The organism is Bacillus sp. MMSF_3328, from assembly GCF_030733525.1.
GTDB lineage: Bacteria > Bacillota > Bacilli > Bacillales > Cytobacillaceae > Bacillus_AB > Bacillus_AB infantis.
Genome location: NZ_JASHIV010000023.1, coordinates 15,457 through 33,726 on the forward strand (window position 1 = coordinate 15,457; position 18,270 = coordinate 33,726).

Here is an 18,270-nt window from a genome sequence, read left to right on the forward strand (position 1 = left end):
ACACTCCACCGCCTGATTTCCTAATTATCGGTATTTCATTTCTGTTTCATCAAAAGCGTTCTTTGTTTCCTCCAGCTTCTGCTGTATGCTTTCCCCATCCTCTTCTGAAAGCATTGCAGCTGAGCCGGAAGGCACTGTTTCAGTGAACGCCTCCTCTTCTTCGCTGGAATCCTCAGATTGGCTGCCGGCCTTTCCTGACATGCCCTTTACCTTTTCAACCAGGCCTGAAGACTGCTTTGAAACGCTCTGAGTAAGTGTGCTGGTCTTTTCTTTGGCTGCTGATGCCAATTCAGAACCTTTTGTCACAGCTGTCTCTTTAAGATGGCCAGTTTTCTCCTTCAGCACCGCAGCCTGCTCATTCAGGTCTGTCCTCAGCTCTTTCCCTGTCTTAGGGGCAAGGAATAATGCTGCCGCAGCACCCACCATTCCGCCGACCAGGGCACCAATCAGAAAATCCTTGGAATTAATATTATCTTCCTGCCTTGTCTCGTTTGCCTGCGTAGTCATTCTTTCATTGTAAGCCATGTGGGATCCTCCTACACTTCCTTTAATATTTTGCTCTTTCTCTTTCCCGGGCTCTCGCAGCCGCTCTTTCTACTGCTCTTTCTGCGGGCGGTATATCCTCAATATGGTTCTGGAGCGGAGAAGACTGCTGTTTGCGAATCTTCCACTTATCTTTCAGCTCAAGGAATACATTGCTCCATTGAACCACCTGGGAGATTTTATCCTTATTCTGTTCAACCTGCGTATTGACCGATGAAGAAATGGATTGAATCGTCCCATTGAACTTTCTGACAGAATCTCCGACATCCCTCACCGCATTGACCACTCCATTAAGGCTTTCCGACTTCTGCTGAATGTCGCTCGCAAGGGCATTCGTCTTATGAAGCAGAACAGTGGTCTCACGGGTTACACCGTCCAGCTGCTGTTCAAGCCCATCTAAGGTAGTTGACACACTATCCAATGTTGTCGCCAGGGATTTCAATGTTCGGGATAGGAAAATGACGAGCACTAAAAAGGCTACTGCTATTAAAGCCACGCTCAAATATAGAATAATTTCCAAAAGAAGCACCTCCATGATTGTTATATATTTATTCTATTACCCGGGGATAGGCACCCTAAACCAGGGCCGTCCTTGTAAGTAATTCCATCAGCCGGCCTGAATCTCCTGCTTTTTGCGGCATTTAGCATTATAATTGCAGGCTGTGTTAAACATTGCGGCTGATATTGGGGATCATTCAGCCAGATGTTCTTCATGGCTAAAAGGCGCTTGTAAAACAGATGAGTTTCACAATGAGCCAAAAATCAGCATGAACTAATAAAGCTGATTGCAGATTGACTATGTACGAAAATATTATATCCATCACCATGGAGCTTTTGCAAATCCCCACAGGCACAAGTGCCAGTATAATCATTTAAAGCAGAAAAAAGCTTTTTCGGGTACAATAATAGCTGTACGAAGAAATGAAGGAGGAATCAGGATGAAAGATCCCCGGATTCAAACATTGGCAAAAAATTTAATTAATTATTCAGTGCGCCTTCAAAAAGGTGAGAAAGTTTTAATTGAAAACTTTGGACTTCAGCGCGAACTGGTTACTGCACTTGTCGCTGAAGCCTATGCAGCGGGCGGCTTCCCGTTCGTGCTGCTGAAGGACCAGCAGGTCGACAGGGCGCTCCTGCTCGGCGCGCAGGATGAGCAGTTCGATATGATGGCTGACTTTGAAGCAAACGTGATGGGCAAGATGGATGCTTATATTGGCCTTAGATCTGGAGATAACATCAATGAACATGCCGATGTGCCGGATGATAAAATGAAAATCCACGGCAGCACGATCGGTAAGAAAGTCCACAGGGAAATCCGCGTGCCAAAAACAAAATGGGTTGTACTGAGATATCCTAACTCTTCAATGGCACAGCTTGCGAAAATGAGCACAGAGGCGTTCGAGGATTTCTATTTTAATGTCTGCAATCTGGATTACGGCAAGATGGACAAAGCGATGGACAGCCTTGTGGAGCTTATGGACAAAACAGACAAAGTAAGGCTGACAGGCCCCGGGACAGATTTGACCTTCTCCATTAAGGATATTCCGGCAATCAAATGCTCTGGACAGATGAATATTCCTGACGGCGAAGTCTATACGGCCCCTGTGAAAGATTCTGTTAACGGCGTGATTACATATAATACTCCATCTCCTTATCACGGATTTACTTTTGAGAATGTCAAGCTTACCTTTAAGGATGGAAAGATTGTTGAGGCGTCAGCAAATGATACAGACAGAATCAACAAGATCTTTGATACAGATGAAGGCGCCCGCTATATCGGGGAATTCGCCATCGGCGTGAACCCTTATATCCTCCATCCGATGCAGGACATTCTTTTCGATGAGAAAATTGATGGCAGTTTCCACTTCACGCCAGGGCAATGCTATGATGAAGCCTACAATGGCAATTCATCCAATATCCACTGGGATATGGTCAATATCCAGCGTCCGGACTATGGCGGAGGGGAAATCTACTTTGACGATGTCCTGATCCGGAAGGATGGAAGATTCGTCATCCCTGAACTCGATGCGCTGAACCCTGAAAATCTTAAATAAACAGGAATAAAAGCGCAAGCTCCTTGATCACCTTAAGAAACGCAGACTAAGAACGCCACGTCCTGTGGCAACGTCTGCATGACTCCCATGCTGGAGCCCTCAAGACGAACCTCCCGGAAACCTTTTTGGGAGGTTTGGCTAGTGACCTGGGCGCAGCTGCTGGACGTGGATCAAGAATTGAAAATTATACACAAGTCTTACAATTTATAAATTCCTTAACAGCAAAAAAGGATGCAGCATGAGCCTGCATCCTTTTTCTTATGTAGCCAAAAGGCCTTTCCGGAGAGCGCCAGGAGACAGCCTGCCCAACGCTTCTGCACGGAACTTATAAAGTGCCCTCATATGCTTCCTGGAATTTCTGGATGTCTCCCGCTCCCATAAAGAGGATGACACTGTTTTCGTGCTGTTTCAGCGCACTTGTATCTTCTTCTTTCATGATTTCCGAGCTTGGGATCCTGTCCTGAAGATCTGTAATGGTCAGCTTTCCATGGTTCTCCCTGGCTGAACCGAAAATATCGCAAAGATAAACTTTATCAGCTTTATTAAGGCTTTCGGCAAAGTCATCCAGGAATGTCTGTGTCCGGGTAAAGGTATGAGGCTGGAATACAGCCACTATTTCTTTTTCCGGATATTTCTGCCTGGCTGCCTCGACCGTCGCGCGAATCTCCGTCGGGTGATGAGCATAGTCGTCAATGATAACCTGGCTTGCCACTTTCTTCTCCGAAAATCTTCTTTTCACTCCCTCAAATGTCAGCAGGAGATCTTTGACGATTTCAGAATCAATTTCCTCATAATGGCAAAGTGCAATAACGGCCAATGAATTCAGTACGTTATGGTCGCCGAACTGAGGGATTGAGAAAGTATCATAAAAGGTGTTGCGCACAAAAACATCAAAGGTTGTTCCTTCCGTGCTCTTGATGACATTGCGTGCCTGGAAGTCATTCTCCTCCCCAAATCCGTAAAACAGGACAGGAACCTTTGCCTGAATCTTTTGCAGCTGCTCATCATCGCCGCATGCAAAAATACCCTTATTCACCTGCCATGACATCTCCTGGAATGCAGAGAACACATCATCAATATTGGCGAAATAATCAGGGTGGTCAAAATCTATATTCGTCATGATTGCATAATCAGGGAAATATGAAAGAAAATGCCTTCTATATTCGCAAGCTTCAAAAACGAAATATTCAGCATCGGCATCCCCTCTGCCCGTTCCGTCCCCAATAAGGAAAGAAGTCGGTTTTGCTCCCTTCATAACATGGGCCAGCAGCCCTGTAGTGGAGGTCTTGCCATGCGCCCCAGTAACAGCTACACTGGTGAACTTCTTCATAAAGTCCCCAAGGAAGCGGTGGTAGCGGACGATCGGAAGGCCCAGCTTCATGGCTTCCTGAATTTCTTCATGCGTATCCGGGTACGCATTGCCTGCTATAACGGTCATTCCAGGCTGTATGTTTTCCTTTTGGAAAGGAAGGATCTTTATTCCTGACTGTTCAAGCGAAATCTGTGTAAAAAAACGCTTTTCTACATCAGATCCCTGAACATGATAATTCATATCATGAAGGACTTGAGCCAAGGCGCTCATTCCAGACCCTTTTATACCTACAAAATGGTAAATAGTCATATAAAGAACCTCCAACTGTCGTCTATCTGTAACACAGTATATGATATCTGACTATAAATTGCTCATATATTCATTACGGACAAACGTTTCCTGCATAAGCAGATTAAAGTATTATATCATCTTTCAAGCACAAAAACTATGTAGCACCACACTCCGGCTGGCGGCAGGGGCGGCCTGAACGGGGTTCGGCCGGGATTGCATGGCTAAAATTGGCAAAAATCAGCGTGAATAAACTCACATATCACCAATGAACAGGAAGGCCACGGCAGTCTTTTTTAGAAAAGGCCTATAGGCCATACCTTCCCGAACAGCCTCATTGTAACTCTCCACAACAGCGTCTGTATTGTCCATTGGAAAAGCAGGGCCAAAACAGAAGGTCCGGGAGAAAACGGGTATGCACCTGATGAAATAGGAGCGTCCCTCCTCAAGGCTGATGCTTTCCGCGGCTTTCAGCTGAAGCTTTTCCCCGGTCAGAATATCACAGGCAGCAAGTATTTCTCCTTCTGCCCTTTCAATCTTTACAGGCTGGAGGACAGAGCTGAGGAAAAGCGCTCCCTGAATGAGATCTGCCTCGGCTAATTGCCCGGTATTCCGGCGGAGGAAAAGGTTAAACATCGTAAAGCCCCTGATGCTTATATAATCGAATAAGAACCAGTCCTCAAACACTTCTTCCTGTTCACTGCTGAATGGGATTCCGCCCGGCAGGCCGGCTGCTTCCCGGAAAATATGGCGGGCACGGACCTTTTCTCTTATGTTCGCATTCACCGCAGAATCCTTCTGTGCTTTCCGGTAAAGGGCCAGCGCGCTCTCTTCACCCTTAGCCTGCTTCTGTTTGCGGTAGGCTTCCAAGTCTTTAATTGTATTCTCCATATCCGGGTGCTCCCTCCAATTCCCCAGGGCCGAAAATGAATTAAAACTCTACTTTTTCCAGCCGCGGATTCGGCCTGTAGCGCCTTCCTGCTTTTGCAGCATGCTTACCATTGATCAGAACATTATCTCCGGTGAAGCCGATATTGATCTTCAGCAGGCTGTTGCCTATGCCGTAAGTATCGACTGGCACACCGTTTTCTTCAAATTCCTGGATTCTCATTTCATTAAAGCCGCCGCTGACAACAATTTTCACATGATTATACCCTTCGTCATCCAGCGCCTTCCTTAATGCAAAAATCAGCTCCGCATTAACGCCCCGTGGATCAAAGGTCCCGAGAAGATGCTGATTCCTCAGGAAATATTGGTCGATCATTGTCCTGGAGGTATCAACACGGACACCCTTCAGCTCATCGCCGAATTCCCTCGCAACTTTCAGGGAATCTGTTATAGCATCATTATTATAATCAACAAGCGCAATCAGGGCATCCTCAGGGTATGTCTCCTGATATGCCTTGGTTGCTGCCACCAGGTCCCCGTCAAACATCTGGATAAGGGCATGCGGCATTGTTCCCATCCCCTGCTTGCCCCACCATTCGTTCATGGCATGGGTAGCCTGGGCAGTCGCTCCGCCTATATGGGCGGCATAGCCGTCTCCGGCCTGGGTGATATAATGGTCATCCCGGTCACCCATGAAGATGACCTGTTTTTGCCTGCCTGACGTTCCTGCTGCCTTGACCGTGTTATACACATTAGTGGCAACTGACGTTCTCCTCGCAAGGATGCCGTCAATGATCCCCTCAAGATAGCCGAAGCTCTGATAGGGCCCGGTAATCGTCATGACCGTTTCGAATGGGCTGATTTTATCTCCATCTTTCAAAGAAAAGATTTCCAGCTCATCCGGATTTTCGGCGAATGTATGGATCAATGCAATCACTTCATCGGTCCCGCAAAGGACAGCATGATTTTTCTGGAAGAATTGCATGGTCACGATATTGTCTTTGTGATATTTCTTGACAATCTCCCGCGTTTTTAAGAAATAGACAGCTGAAAACCAGCCGTCTCTTACTCTTTCATCAAATTTAAAGGTCTTATTTGTAAGCCGCTTGATCTTGCCTTGAATCTTTAGCTCAATTTCTTTCATCCTAAAGCTCCTCATACCAAATCAGTTATAACTACCGTTATTTTTAGTATTCTTTACATGCATGTAAAGAATACCACGTATTATAGCATTGTACTAGTGTCTTGCATGGCCTCGAGGTCTGTTTCCGTGATCAGCACATCACGCGGCTTGCTTCCTTTTGCCTCAGAGATATAGCCGCAGTCCTCCATCATGCCGATCAGCCTTGCAGCACGGTTATAGCCGATCTTAAAGCGCCTCTGGACACTTGATGTCGATGCGCTGCCCTGATCGACAACATACTCGCACGCCTCATAGAAAAGCTCATCTTCCTCCTCGGTTGCCTGTGCTTTTTTCAGGAGCTCTTCCTGTTCAAATAAATAATCCGGCTTGCGCTGGCTCCTCGCATGGGCGACGACTTCATCAATTTCTGCATCGGAAACATAAGTTCCCTGAAGCCTGACCGGCTTGGATGAGCCATTTTCCAGGAAGAGCATATCCCCTCTGCCCAAGAGCTTTTCGGCACCGCTGATGTCGATGATGGTTCGTGAATCCACCTGGGAGGATACAGAGAATGCCACCCTTGTCGGGACATTGGCTTTAATCAGGCCAGTGATGACATCGACAGACGGCCTTTGTGTGGCGATGATCAAATGAATGCCGCATGCCCTCGCCTTTTGGGCGATCCGGCAGATTGCTTCCTCAACATCTGCCGGGGACATCATCATCAGGTCAGCAAGCTCATCAATGACAATGACAATGAACGGAAGCTTGTCAGAATAGCGTTTATGCTGTTCAGCCAGCTGATTGAAACGGTTGATATCCCTGACACCTGCGTGTGCAAACAGCTCATAGCGCCGCTCCATCTCTTCCACCGCCCATTTCAGTGCTGCAGTGGCGGCCTTCACATCTGTAATGACCGGGCTGACAAGATGAGGTATCTGGTTGTATGGAGCAAGCTCGACCATTTTCGGATCGATCAGCAGAAGCTTCAGCTCATCAGGCGATGCCTTATAAAGAAGGCTGACAAGGATTGAGTTGATGCAGACGCTTTTTCCGGATCCGGTTGCACCGGCAATCAGTCCGTGGGGCATCTTCCGCAGATCAGTGACGATCGGGCTTCCCGAGATGTCCAGCCCAAGGACTGCAGTCAGCGGCGATTCTCCGTCCCTGAACACAGGCGTATTGATGATCTCGCTGATCAATACCGGCCTGCTCTTCTGGTTCGGCACCTCAATTCCGATGGTATGCTTGCCCGGGATCGGCGCTTCCATACGGATATCCCTGGCGGCCAGGCTGAGCTTAATATCATCAGTCAGGTTCGTGATTTTATTTACTTTAACTCCGGGCTCCGGCTGAACCTCAAATCGGGTAACAGAAGGCCCCTGGGTTACATTAACAACCTTTGCCCTGACATTGAAATTCTTCAGTGTCAGATTAAGGAACTCTTCCTGCTCCAGCAGCCACTCCTCATTGTCCTCAGGAATGACTGGAGGGGCAAGCAGGCTTTTTGCCGGAAATTCATAGGCCTTGTATTTCGGATCTTCTGCCGGCTGGCCATACTGATGGAATCCGTCCAGTTCCTGTCGCGTCCCTGCTTGTGTCTGTTCAGCTGGCTCTTCAGCCTGCTGATGGAATTGTGCTGGTTCTGCCGCTGCTGCAGTTTCATTTGGCTGTGGAGCATAATTATAATCAGAAGCGCGGGCATTATCCTCGCCGCGTCCCTGTACATTTGTATTTGCAGGCGCTTCATTCCCGATCACTTCAGCTGAGACAGCCGGCGGCGTTGCTTCTTCTGTATTTTCCCGGGTGACAGGCATTTGCTTCACAGCGGTATTTTGTTCTTTTTTCTTCTGCTCTGCAATCCTTCTGTCCTGCTTCAGCATAATCACATTGAAAGGCAGCGGTGATCTTGGCTTCGGCTTCGGCTCTTCTTCTGCGCGGGGAGGAATGTCCTCACGGGTTTCCCCGGCCCTTCCCTCTACAGTTTCCGGCTCCGCCTCATCCAGCAGCAGGGCAGACGCTGCTTCATGCTGGCCGGTTATCTGAGTACACTGTTCACCTTTGACAGATCCTGCCTGGAGTTCAGCATTTTTTTCAGCATGGTCTCCGGATAGTACTGCTGCTTCTGTTTCTTTATCAATTTCATTCTTATCCGGCAAATCTGCAGGATCGTCCGCAGGTTCCGGCACTGCTTCAAAATTAAGTGGAGCCGGCCCGGTTCCCGACGGGTTATATGGGATATCCCTGTTATATTCTTCAGTATCTATTCTATTTGGCTCAGCGTCTTCATGCAGGATTGTATCGCTGCTGTTAACCAGCGCTTCACCTGCATTTTCATCTTCCGCCTCATCGGGCTCAAAGTCTAATTTGGTGGCCGGGGCAGTACTATATCCGGCCTCAGGAGTGCTGCTGTCCATTACTTCAGGGTTACTGCTGGTGATCCCTTCAGTCATGCCATCCAGCGGCGGGGTACCGTCGAAAGGTTTGATGCTGCTGTCAGCTTCAATTCTGCCGGCAGGCAGCTCTGCATATGAATCGCCACTTTCAAGCATCTCCCTCTCCTGCCCTGCTTCTGTTGTCACGGCAAGTTCGTCTTCGTCCGCTTTTTCAGAAAAAGCTTTTTCAGCAGCTGGATTGGAGAGGCCGCCCGTATAGGTGTCAGCATCCGTTACTTTAGCAGGACTCTCTTCTGCACTGCCTGGCACGGCAGAAGCTTCTTCGTATCCTACCCTTAAATCAGGGCTGATGGTTCCTTTCAGGTCAGAGATGCCTTCCGGCTGTTCTCCAGGCACTGGCTCTGGCGGATTATTCACAGTATTGCTTTCTTTTTCCCGGCCTCCATCAAGGACCGTTTTCTTCAGAAAATCAATATCATCGAAAAGTGGCGCGTTTTTCACCTGGTCAAAGCTATTCATCTCATAGACTACTGATTCTTCCTTTTTCTTCGGCCGTTCGAACCCGTATATCGGGGAAGGAATTTCCGTTGGCCTGAAGGGGCGCCGGTGGCGGTTGTCTATCGGCGGCTCGCTCTTGCTTTTTTGGGAAGGCTTCGAATAAGATTCATGCTGCTCCGGCTGCCGTTTATTTCTTTTTTCTTGACTATCATTCAGCGGGCCGGCCTTTCCCCGCCCATGCTTCCAGGTTTCTGCCGCCGGCTGCTCCCTTTGGCTTCTTCGCGGATTATGTCCAGGATTTTCCGGCTTTTCTCTGGGTCTCCTTTCCTTTACCGGTGAGCCTTCATCAGGAATAAGCGGAAATCTGAACTGACCCTTAGGGTACTGGTAGAGGATCCTGGCCTCCATCTCACGTCCGTCTCTGTCTTTTTTCGGTTTTGCCGGTTCTATGTACGGCTGCTCTTCTTCCGTTTCTTTATACTCGTCTTCATTATTAAACACTCGGAATAGTTTTTTTATCCAACTCAATATCAATCACTCTTTCTTAAAGGCTGTTTAGGCAAAGCTGTCGGTGTATGGGGATGCTCAAATTTCTGGTACAAAAGCAGAATAACCCTTAAGATTCTATGAAAAGGGCAGCTTATTCTTCCTACCCTTTTATTTTATCAGCTATTCATAAAAATTCGAGTTAAAAAGAGAGAATGAGCCTTTTTATAGGCTTTATGGGTAAAATTGCCACAGTTTCCCTCATCATGCTTATACTTTTGGCATAACCAGTTTAACATCGGGTTTACAACTGTTACAGGCAGTGTAACCTGCAGGCTTTTCCCTGTCTATCAGATATAAAAAAGGACCACATTTCGTGATCCTTCCCCTGTCACTTTTTCTTATTTTTGCCGAGAATGAAAATCGGCTCAAGTTCCCCGTTTTCATAAAGAAATGATAATGCCGTAATCGGTACCCTGCCGCTTGCAAAGAAGCTCATGTTCATCTGGGCGAGGATATCATAGCCTGTATTATTCCGCACATCCGCTATGATCAGGACGTCCTGATGGGGAACGGCAAGTGCCATCTCACCGGTTATCTGCTGCTCCATGCTCTTCAGAAAAGCTTCATTGAGGATGCGGCTCGCATCATAGCCGTCATTTGCGTTCAAAAAATAAAAGATATTGCCGGCCACTTCGTCCTTTTTAATCCCGGTTGACAGGGACCTGACATTAAATAAGGCAATCTCCCTGATCCTTTCAGCTGTCCAGCCCTCTTTTTCCATGAGCGCTGAATCAATGAGCCTGTAGGTTTTGCCCTGGTCAAGGGCATAATAGATCCTCGTTTCTGCTGTATGTTCGTCAAACAGGAACAAGATTCCTTCTTCAGATTCCTGCGGAAAAGAAGTTGACCTGATGACAGGGAAGATATTTTTTTCATGGCCTTCAAGCCCGGATTCTCCCGACATGGCCCTGAGTCCTTCTTCCACATAATAGGCCACCTCTTCAATCGCCTTGTCCTTCTGCTCCTGCCATTTAGCAATGATGCCAGGCAGCGAAATGGTGATCCCTTTGCCAGTCCCTTTATTTTCAATCCGGAGGGTATCCTTTTTTTTATCAAATTCGAAAGACCGGTTATCAGCATCCAGCCTCTTCATTAATTCATCCTTCATTTTCCTGCTGTCCATTTTCATCCTTTTTCCCTCCTTAACGGGAAATTTCTGCAGTTTCCATTGTACAATAGAAAGCCCTCCATCTCAAAGAAGACGGAGGGCAAAAGATATCAGCGGCTGAGGCCGGCGATGAAATTCTCGATTTCTTCCTGTGTTTTCCTATCCTTGCTGACAAAGCGGCCTGATTCTTCTCCATCCCTGAAGGCAATGAAGCTCGGGATGCCGAAGATATCGAGCTGCCCGCACAGATCAATATATTCATCCCGGTCTACATATACAAAGGTATAATCGCTGAACTTTTCTTCTACCTCTGGAAGGATCGGTTCGATGATGCGGCAGTCAGGGCACCAGTCTGCTGAAAACATAAAAATATGCTGCCCCTCATTTTTCATTTGCTCAAACTGTTCCATTGATTCAAGCTTTTTCATTTCTTTTTCCTCCTGTCCGGATCAGCATATCGTCATGTTTGATCCAGCCTTTTTTCCTCATATACTCAGATAATAACAAGCTTATTGCGGCTGGTCCAACAAAATGCAACATGACTATTTTCAGGAAGACAGCCGAGCTGAATCCCATTGCTGTCACAGTCATGATCTGCCCGACAAGGCCGGCTGTCCCCATTCCCGCACCTGCCGCATTGTTCTCGAGAACAAATAAAGTGGTACCAAGCGGTGCAAGAACTGCCCCCGCAATGGTCGGCGGGAGAAGGATCATCGGATTCCTGATGATATTCGGCACCTGCAGCATTGAAGTTCCAAGTCCCTGGGCAATGAGGCCGCCTACTTTATTTTCCCTGTAGCTGCTGACTGCAAAACCGACCATTTGGGCTGCACATCCAATTGTTGCCGCCCCTGCTGCAAGCCCGTGCAGATCAAGCATCAGCGCAATGGCTGCACTGGAGATAGGTGCTGTAAGGGCGAGGCCCATCAGCACTGCCACAATGATTCCCATTAAGATCGGCCTTTGCTCCGTCCCCCACATGATCATGCTTCCAAGACCCTTTAACAGGAAGCTTATTCCGGGTCCGATCAGCGCTGCCGTTCCATAGCCAGCCAATATCGTAACAAAAGGCGTAACAATAATATCGATTTTCGTCTCCTTGCTGACAAGCTTTCCGATCTCCACAGATATCAGGGCAGCTGCAAAGCTCCCGGCTGGTCCGCCCAGCGCGGCCCCTGCTGCCCCGCTTGCAATCGCAGCGAACAGTACCAGCGGCGGCGCATTCAGCCCATAAGCAACAGCAACGCCGATTGCCGGCCCCATAAGCCCCATCGCGAGCGTCCCCATTTCTATGAAAAAACTCCCGCCATATCCTGCCGGCAGCTGTTCTCCCACCGTCTTAATGATCAGACCTATAATCAGAGAAGAAAACAGGCCTAATGCCATGCTGCTCAATGCATCTATAAAGTAAACCCTCGCAGACAGGCTGACCCCTTTTCTCTTCACAAACTCTCTCATTTAAAATCCCCCGTTCACTCTTCATTGTCATGTGTCAAGACAGATGTTACAACCTATATTGTAAGCATGTACAATGTAAAAAGGAAGAAAAATATACCCGGAACCTTCCTAGTATGGGCGCTTTCTGTTATGAGAAACCAGATTTTCCTTTTGTCCTTAGAAAAAACACAAAAAAAAGCAAAGGGACACCCCTTTGCCTGCCTATTTCATCCGGACAGAATTTACGATATCAATCATCATTGAAGCATCTGCTTTCAGGCTGGAGGTCTTTGTTTCCGTTGTGATCTTGACCCCATCAGCTCCGACAATCAATTCGCTTCTGTCATCATCCAGCTTTTTAATTAGAATAAATCCGAATCTGCCATCATATTGGAAGGTTTCATCCACCTCATAGCTTTCGTTCTGAAGTTTCGCAGACTCATAAACCACCTTGCTGCCTTTGCCCTCATTCTGGTTATAAAACAGGATATATGTTTTGCTTCCATTTTTTAAGATTAGATTGTTTGGGCTCTCTTCTTCAACCTCGACACCAAAAGGCAAATAATAATCTATCTCTTCATTTTCATTATTTGCATCCTTGGGCTTTTGGGTGAAAGCTGTCTCCGCTGCCTTCTTCGCTGCTTTCTGCTCCTCTTGGAAGGATGCAGAACAGGCGCTCAGGAACAGAACGGAGCATATCATTAGCAAGGCGGCGATGCTGATTTTTTTCATACTATTTTCCTCCCTACTGGAAAAAACATCGTCCTTTTCTATCATAACCGTCTTTTTAATTATCTGACAACCCCTCCTGCCGGTTTTTCAGGCCTGCGGACGGTTTGTTATTAACAGAAGTGGTAAAATGTAAGATATCTACCAAAGAGGAGGAAGTATGATGGAATTGACAGTTTATCTGGCAGGCGAGATTCATACAGACTGGAGGGGAGAGCTGAAGGAAAAAGCAAAAGCCCTTCAGCTTCCGGTCCATTTTGTCGGACCGATGGAAAACCACGAGCGCTCTGATAAGATTGGGGAAGAAATACTTGGGGAACAGCCGGGCCCTGTTTACCTCGACCAGGCTTCTTCAAGCATCAACAATCTGCGGACCCAGCTGCTGATGGAAAAATCCGACCTGGTCATTGCGCTGTTCGGCGAGCAGTATAAGCAATGGAACACGAGCATGGATGCCAGCACTGCCGCCGCACTGAAAAAGCCGCTGATCCTGATCAGGCCTGAAAAACTGCACCACCCGCTTAAAGAACTCTCACAAAAAGCAAACGCAACAGTCGAAACCGTTAATCAGGCAATCAAAATTCTTTCATATGTCTTTGAAGAAAACTGAAATGCGGAAGCGGCTTGCTTAATACAAGCTGGGGAGAGGCGTCAACGCCTCTCCCTATTTCTGTTCCGGTACTCCAGCTGCCCGGCGAGCAGCCTGACAACATGCGCGAACATTTCGGCCCTGTCGACCCTGCCATTTGTGAACACACCGATGGCGCCTTCTTTTTTCCGGATGTTTTCTTTTTGGGCATATTCATCCATGACAGGCCCAAGCTCACGGCCTGCGAGCAGCTCTTCGGCAATTTCCTGCGGAAGGGGAATTCTGGCCCCTCCAGCGACAATTGTTTCTTTGCCTTTTTGCGCAAGCGCCCCCCAATTGCAGAGAAACAAACCTGCAGCTGTGTTCTGAACCCCTCCTTCCAGACCGATTCCTATATCGCCATCTCCTTCTTTCAGTGCAAGCTCCGCTCTTTGTACAGCCCCTTTAATCGTTTCATCATCTGTAAAAGGCTGGTCACTCACACCGGAAGGTACATCCACAGAATCGACTTCAAAGCCGCTTTCATTGAAAATGGCTTCCACAGCACCTATTTTCGCCGGATTTTTAGAACCTATTATAATTTTCATAAAGCTGTTCTCCTTTTTCATTGCTGCAATCTATATTGCCCCATTATGACCCATTGAAAAGAGGCAGCACTGCTGCTGCCTCCGGGCTGTTGTTTTTACGCGTTCTCGCGGATGGATGCGACAGTGGCTTTGTCGCAGGATTTAACAAGCTTGACCAGAAGCTCTTTTGCTGCCGCATAATCATCCACATGGATAATGGAAGCGTGAGTATGAATATAACGGGAGCAAATGCCGACTACCGCACTTGGGACTCCTTCATTTGAAGTGTGGACACGCCCTGCATCTGTTCCGCCCTGGGAAACAAAATACTGGTAAGGCACATTATTCTTCTCAGCTGTATCCAGCACGAATTCCCTCATGCCTCGGTGCGTAACCATGGAGCGGTCCAGAATGCGAAGCAGCGCACCTTTCCCAAGCTGGCCGAATTCCCTTTTGTCGCCTGTCATGTCATTCGCAGGGCTTGCATCCAATGCAAAGAAAATATCAGGCTTGATCATATTGGCGGCTGTCTGCGCACCTCTCAGCCCGACTTCTTCCTGGACTGTCGCCCCGGAATAAAGGATGTTCGGCAGCTTTTCGTCTTTCACTTCTTCCAGAAGTTCGACCGCAAGCCCGCATCCATAACGGTTATCCCAGGCCTTCGCCATGATTTTCTTTTCATTTGCCATTGGCGTAAACGGACAGATAGGGATGATCTGCTGGCCGGGCTTAATGCCGATCTTCTCTGCATCCGCACGGTCATCTGCACCGATGTCAATCAGCATATTTTTAATATCCATTGGCTTGCTGCGCTTGGCTTCATCCAGCAGGTGCGGAGGGATGGAACCGATGACGCCTGTGACCGGGCCATTATTGGTCATGACCTGCACCCTCTGGGCAAGCAGGACCTGGCTCCACCAGCCGCCAAGGGTCTGGAAGCGGATCATGCCGTTATCGGTGATGGAGGTAACCATGAAGCCAACCTCATCCATATGGCCTGCTACCATCACAGTCGGGCCTTCCTCATCTCCCCTTTTCACTCCAAATACTCCCCCAAGCTTGTCCTGGACCACTTCATCAGAATACTGGCCAAGCTGCTCTCGCATAAACTTGCGGACTAAATGTTCATTCCCCGGCGCTCCCGGCAATTCTGTAAGTGTTTTAAAAAGCTGCAATGTTTTATTGTTCATTGTACCTGCTCCTTTAATGGGATTTATATCATTATTATGTATACAGTTATTTTACAGAACTTTCTTACCTCTTACCACCTTTTCCTCCTAGCCGTCCCCCAGATATGGTTCCATGTTCCTTCACTTTATGTGAATTCCTTTAATATATCCGGTTACATTTGGTAGAATGGAATAAAGAACAACAATGATGGAAAAAGACGGAGGGGCAGATCATGAACTGGAAATCATTTTTGCTTGGTGTTGGAGTCGGAGCAGCAGGCGGCTTGGCTGTGAAGGAATTAATGGCAGATAAAACCGCGGTTTCTCCAGAGAAAGCACTTGACCAGGCTAAAGCCGCTTTCAAGAAAAATGGCCCGATCAGCGGATCATGGATACATATGCAGCCTGAACCTTATGAGAAGCATGGGCTTAGCTATAATGTCTATAAAGGCGGCATTTCAAGGACAGCTGATGGAGAGGTATCTCAATATGAGTTTGTCGCAGACAGCCGCACCGGAACGATTTTGGATGCCTATCCGCTGTCTTAAAGATTGCAAGCTAAAGGCCGGATTCTTTTATCCGGCCTTTAGCTTGCCTTTATCTGGTGCGTTTCAGCTCTTCCTTCAGCTGTTTATCCCCGTCCCATTTCACCGCCCGGAAATAGGCATCATGGTAAAACGTAAACCATGCATCCCTGCTGATTCCGTACTCAAGCCATTTCTGCTTCGCAGCGATTGAATCCATCGGATAATCGTCAAAGGCAAGAACCCATAGAACATTCTGGTGGGCATGTGTCGGCATGATGTCTGCCATATGAACGATTGTTTCCCCTTCTTCCTCGATGAGAATAATGGCATGTCCATCGCTGTGACCGCCTGTGTGGACCATTCTCACTGGACCGAAGCTCCATTCATCTTTGAATGTGATCACCTGGTCCTCTATCCCGCTCCAATTTTCTTTCCAGTATGTATTCCTGGACCGGATGTTCGGATTGCGCATCTCTTCCCACTCGGTTTCCGATACAATGATTTTTGCATTGGTGAACACTGATACAAATTCTTCTCCTTCAAGTCTGGTAAGGCCGCATGCGTGGTCGAAATGCAGATGGGTCATCAGTACATAGTCGATATCCTCCGGGCTGAGGCTAAGCTCTCCGAGGGATTTTTCAAGACTGGATTCTTCTGTCACTCCGTAGTTCCGCTTTTGCTTTTCGTTAAGCTTGCCTGAGCCAATGCCTGTTTCTATGAGCATCTTTTTCCCGTTAGCTTCCACAAGGATTGGATCTGTTCTAAGCTCGATCTGGTTCTTTTCATTGCAGGGATATTTCTTTTCCCACAGAGCTTTTGGGACAACGCCGAACATGGCGCCGCCATCCAGATGTGTGACCCCGCCGTTGAGCCACGTGAGCTTGACTGTTTTTAATTTTAAGGTTTCCATTTGGACACTCCCTTTTTCAGCAGATTGTATGTATACTTGTTAGTTTATCATTAAGAGGGGAGTTGGTGGAATATTTGCTCAGCATAAAATAAGATACAACAGAATTATTGAAATGTATTGAAATTAGGAAGATTTTTGGTTTTATCTTTAAAAAACTCAGTTGCATTCCCAAGGTTATTGAACCTGTTAATTGGAGTGGAAGGCACGCAGACTCCTGCGGGAAGTAGCGGCAAGGCTGAGACCCCGCATGAGCGTAGCGAAGAGGAGGCTCAGCGTCGCCCTGCGGAAAACGAAGTGCCTGGAACGGAAATTAACAGCCCATTTAAAAAGCTAAACAAATGAACAATTGTTGTGGCCTTTCACAATAAATCTTAAAAAACATAACCAAAGAAGGAGTACGAAATGTCCGTACTCCTTTTTTCTATACCAATGCCGCTCACGAGCAGCTTTATGCAATTTTATTGATATCTCACTTCAGAGCGGTAGATTCTGCTGCCTCTGCCGGAGAATTTTTCTTCGTATTCGGTCATGATATTGCCTTCATAGTCGCTGTTGTGAAGGTCGAGGCTGACGTAAGTGAGGAGGAGTCCGTATTCGGAGAAGCTTGTAAGTGAATATTCGAACAGCCCCTGGTTGTCAGTCTTGAAATGGATTTCTCCTTTATCGACAAGGATGCTTTTGTAGACATCAAGGAAACTTTTGAAAGTGAGCCTTCTTTTTTCATGACGGGTCTTTGGCCAAGGGTCTGAGAAATTAAGGTAAACCCTGTCTACGTCCCCTTTATCGAAATACTCAGCCAGGTTCTTGGCATTGGCATTCATCAGCTTAAGGTTTGGAAGCTCTTCTTCAATAAGCTTATCAAGGGCAGTCACGATGACGCTTTCTGCCAATTCTATGCCGATATAGTTGATATGAGGATTGGCCTTTGCCATCCCTGTGATGAATCGGCCTTTCCCTGTTCCAATTTCTATATGGAGCGGCTGGTCTTCTTCAAATACTTCAGCCCATTTTCCTTTATGCTGAATCGGCTCCAGGATGACATACTGCGGATGCTGCATTAATTTATCTTTAGCCCAAGGCTTGTTTCTTTGTCTCATGAGGACACCCCTAAATAATAATATCGTTCAAACAATACCATGCCTTCCCTATCGATGCAACCCTCGTTCAGGAAGGATCGGGGAGCATCCGGCCGCATATGTAAGGGCACTGTCTGTTAAAGCGCGTTCATCTTATGTTACCGGAAATATCTCCTGTATATCAATCGAAACCGCGTTTTTCATTTATATGATGTTTTGTTAAGGTTTTAAGAGTGTACTCGAACGGAAAAACCCGAGCCTGAAATGCTTTTCCTTCAGGCATCAAAAGGAGCTGGAAATATACATGGGAAAATTGATTGAGACAGGATTGGAAATGGCCGTCCTTTTAGTTATAGGCATCATGTTCCTTGGCTACAGTGTGACTGTCTATCCGTATGAGAAGCTTAGGAACAGAAAATGGACTCAGAAAGTCAGATCAAAGAGACAGAGCCTTTATATCGGAAAGCCTGTCAACCATCTATAAAAGATAAGCTGATGAATAATAAAA

General features: G+C 47.2%; 18 protein-coding genes. 4 read left to right on the top strand and 14 right to left on the bottom strand.

Features of this window, described 5'->3' with window-relative positions; all coding sequences use genetic code 11:
* Positions 1-24 precede the first annotated feature (24 nt).
* Together RBB45_RS22790 and RBB45_RS22795 are read right to left on the bottom strand one after the other, a co-directional pair.
* Positions 25-525 (bottom strand): YtxH domain-containing protein, encoded by a 501-nt coding sequence (locus RBB45_RS22790; protein WP_009795369.1) that lies wholly within the window; start codon positions 523-525, stop codon positions 25-27.
* 22 nt (positions 526-547) lie between these two features.
* Entirely contained in the window at positions 548-1,063 is a 516-nt protein-coding gene (locus RBB45_RS22795) for a DUF948 domain-containing protein (protein WP_224951677.1), read from the bottom strand.
* Between the two features lie 418 nt (positions 1,064-1,481).
* Here RBB45_RS22795 and RBB45_RS22800 point away from each other — a divergent pair, with 418 nt between their 5' ends.
* The gene (locus tag RBB45_RS22800; protein WP_101550547.1) at positions 1,482-2,597 is read left to right on the top strand and encodes an aminopeptidase; all 1,116 of its coding nucleotides are present in this window, start codon (positions 1,482-1,484) and stop codon (positions 2,595-2,597) included.
* Between the two features lie 325 nt (positions 2,598-2,922).
* On the opposite strand, the gene murC is transcribed toward RBB45_RS22800, so the two are convergent.
* The 8 genes from murC to RBB45_RS22840 form a co-directional block, all read right to left on the bottom strand.
* Complete coding sequence (gene murC, locus RBB45_RS22805) at positions 2,923-4,218, bottom strand: UDP-N-acetylmuramate--L-alanine ligase (protein WP_009795373.1); 1,296 nt, start codon at positions 4,216-4,218, stop codon at positions 2,923-2,925.
* Positions 4,219-4,452: 234 nt separating this feature from the next.
* On the bottom strand, positions 4,453-5,088 hold the full coding sequence (locus tag RBB45_RS22810) for a hypothetical protein (protein WP_224951678.1): 636 nt from the start codon (positions 5,086-5,088) through the stop codon (positions 4,453-4,455).
* Positions 5,089-5,128: 40 nt separating this feature from the next.
* Positions 5,129-6,229: a nicotinate phosphoribosyltransferase gene (locus RBB45_RS22815; protein ID WP_009795375.1), complete on the bottom strand. Its 1,101-nt coding sequence runs from the start codon at positions 6,227-6,229 to the stop codon at positions 5,129-5,131.
* Between the two features lie 80 nt (positions 6,230-6,309).
* Entirely contained in the window at positions 6,310-9,630 is a 3,321-nt protein-coding gene (locus RBB45_RS22820; protein WP_224951680.1) for a DNA translocase FtsK, read from the bottom strand.
* Positions 9,631-9,979: 349 nt separating this feature from the next.
* The gene (locus RBB45_RS22825) at positions 9,980-10,780 is read right to left on the bottom strand and encodes a DUF1444 domain-containing protein (RefSeq protein WP_009795377.1); all 801 of its coding nucleotides are present in this window, start codon (positions 10,778-10,780) and stop codon (positions 9,980-9,982) included.
* 89 nt (positions 10,781-10,869) lie between these two features.
* Complete coding sequence (locus RBB45_RS22830) at positions 10,870-11,187, bottom strand: thioredoxin family protein (protein ID WP_009795378.1); 318 nt, start codon at positions 11,185-11,187, stop codon at positions 10,870-10,872.
* Entirely contained in the window at positions 11,174-12,217 is a 1,044-nt protein-coding gene (locus tag RBB45_RS22835; protein WP_148951081.1) for a PTS sugar transporter subunit IIC, read from the bottom strand. Before RBB45_RS22835 ends, RBB45_RS22830 begins: the two co-directional genes overlap by 14 nt.
* Positions 12,218-12,418: 201 nt before the next feature.
* Positions 12,419-12,928: a hypothetical protein gene (locus tag RBB45_RS22840; RefSeq protein WP_094767241.1), complete on the bottom strand. Its 510-nt coding sequence runs from the start codon at positions 12,926-12,928 to the stop codon at positions 12,419-12,421.
* A 160-nt stretch (positions 12,929-13,088) separates the two neighbouring features.
* On the opposite strand from RBB45_RS22840, the gene RBB45_RS22845 reads away from it, so the two are divergent.
* A complete protein-coding gene (locus RBB45_RS22845; RefSeq protein WP_094766874.1) occupies positions 13,089-13,535 on the top strand; it encodes a YtoQ family protein in 447 nt (148 codons plus the stop codon).
* A gap of 41 nt (positions 13,536-13,576) precedes the next feature.
* Here the strand turns inward: RBB45_RS22845 and RBB45_RS22850 are convergent, their stop codons facing one another.
* Both RBB45_RS22850 and RBB45_RS22855 read right to left on the bottom strand, forming a co-directional pair.
* Positions 13,577-14,101 carry a DUF84 family protein gene (locus RBB45_RS22850; protein ID WP_148951082.1) on the bottom strand — a complete coding sequence of 175 codons (525 nt, stop codon included), beginning with the start codon at positions 14,099-14,101 and terminating at the stop codon, positions 13,577-13,579.
* Between the two features lie 95 nt (positions 14,102-14,196).
* On the bottom strand, positions 14,197-15,270 hold the full coding sequence (locus tag RBB45_RS22855) for a M42 family metallopeptidase (protein WP_009795383.1): 1,074 nt from the start codon (positions 15,268-15,270) through the stop codon (positions 14,197-14,199).
* 212 nt (positions 15,271-15,482) lie between these two features.
* Between RBB45_RS22855 and RBB45_RS22860 the strand changes: the two genes are divergently transcribed.
* Entirely contained in the window at positions 15,483-15,797 is a 315-nt protein-coding gene (locus tag RBB45_RS22860; RefSeq protein WP_009795384.1) for a PepSY domain-containing protein, read from the top strand.
* Positions 15,798-15,846: 49 nt separating this feature from the next.
* On the opposite strand, the gene RBB45_RS22865 is transcribed toward RBB45_RS22860, so the two are convergent.
* The gene (locus RBB45_RS22865; protein ID WP_094766871.1) at positions 15,847-16,686 is read right to left on the bottom strand and encodes a YtnP family quorum-quenching lactonase; all 840 of its coding nucleotides are present in this window, start codon (positions 16,684-16,686) and stop codon (positions 15,847-15,849) included.
* A gap of 458 nt (positions 16,687-17,144) precedes the next feature.
* Positions 17,145-17,783 (bottom strand): tRNA (guanosine(46)-N7)-methyltransferase TrmB, encoded by a 639-nt coding sequence (gene trmB / locus RBB45_RS22870; RefSeq protein WP_022544290.1) that lies wholly within the window; start codon positions 17,781-17,783, stop codon positions 17,145-17,147.
* A gap of 283 nt (positions 17,784-18,066) precedes the next feature.
* On the opposite strand from trmB, the gene RBB45_RS22875 reads away from it, so the two are divergent.
* Positions 18,067-18,246, top strand: coding sequence for a hypothetical protein (locus RBB45_RS22875; RefSeq protein WP_009795231.1), 180 nt, complete (start codon positions 18,067-18,069; stop codon positions 18,244-18,246).
* Positions 18,247-18,270: the final 24 nt, after the last annotated feature.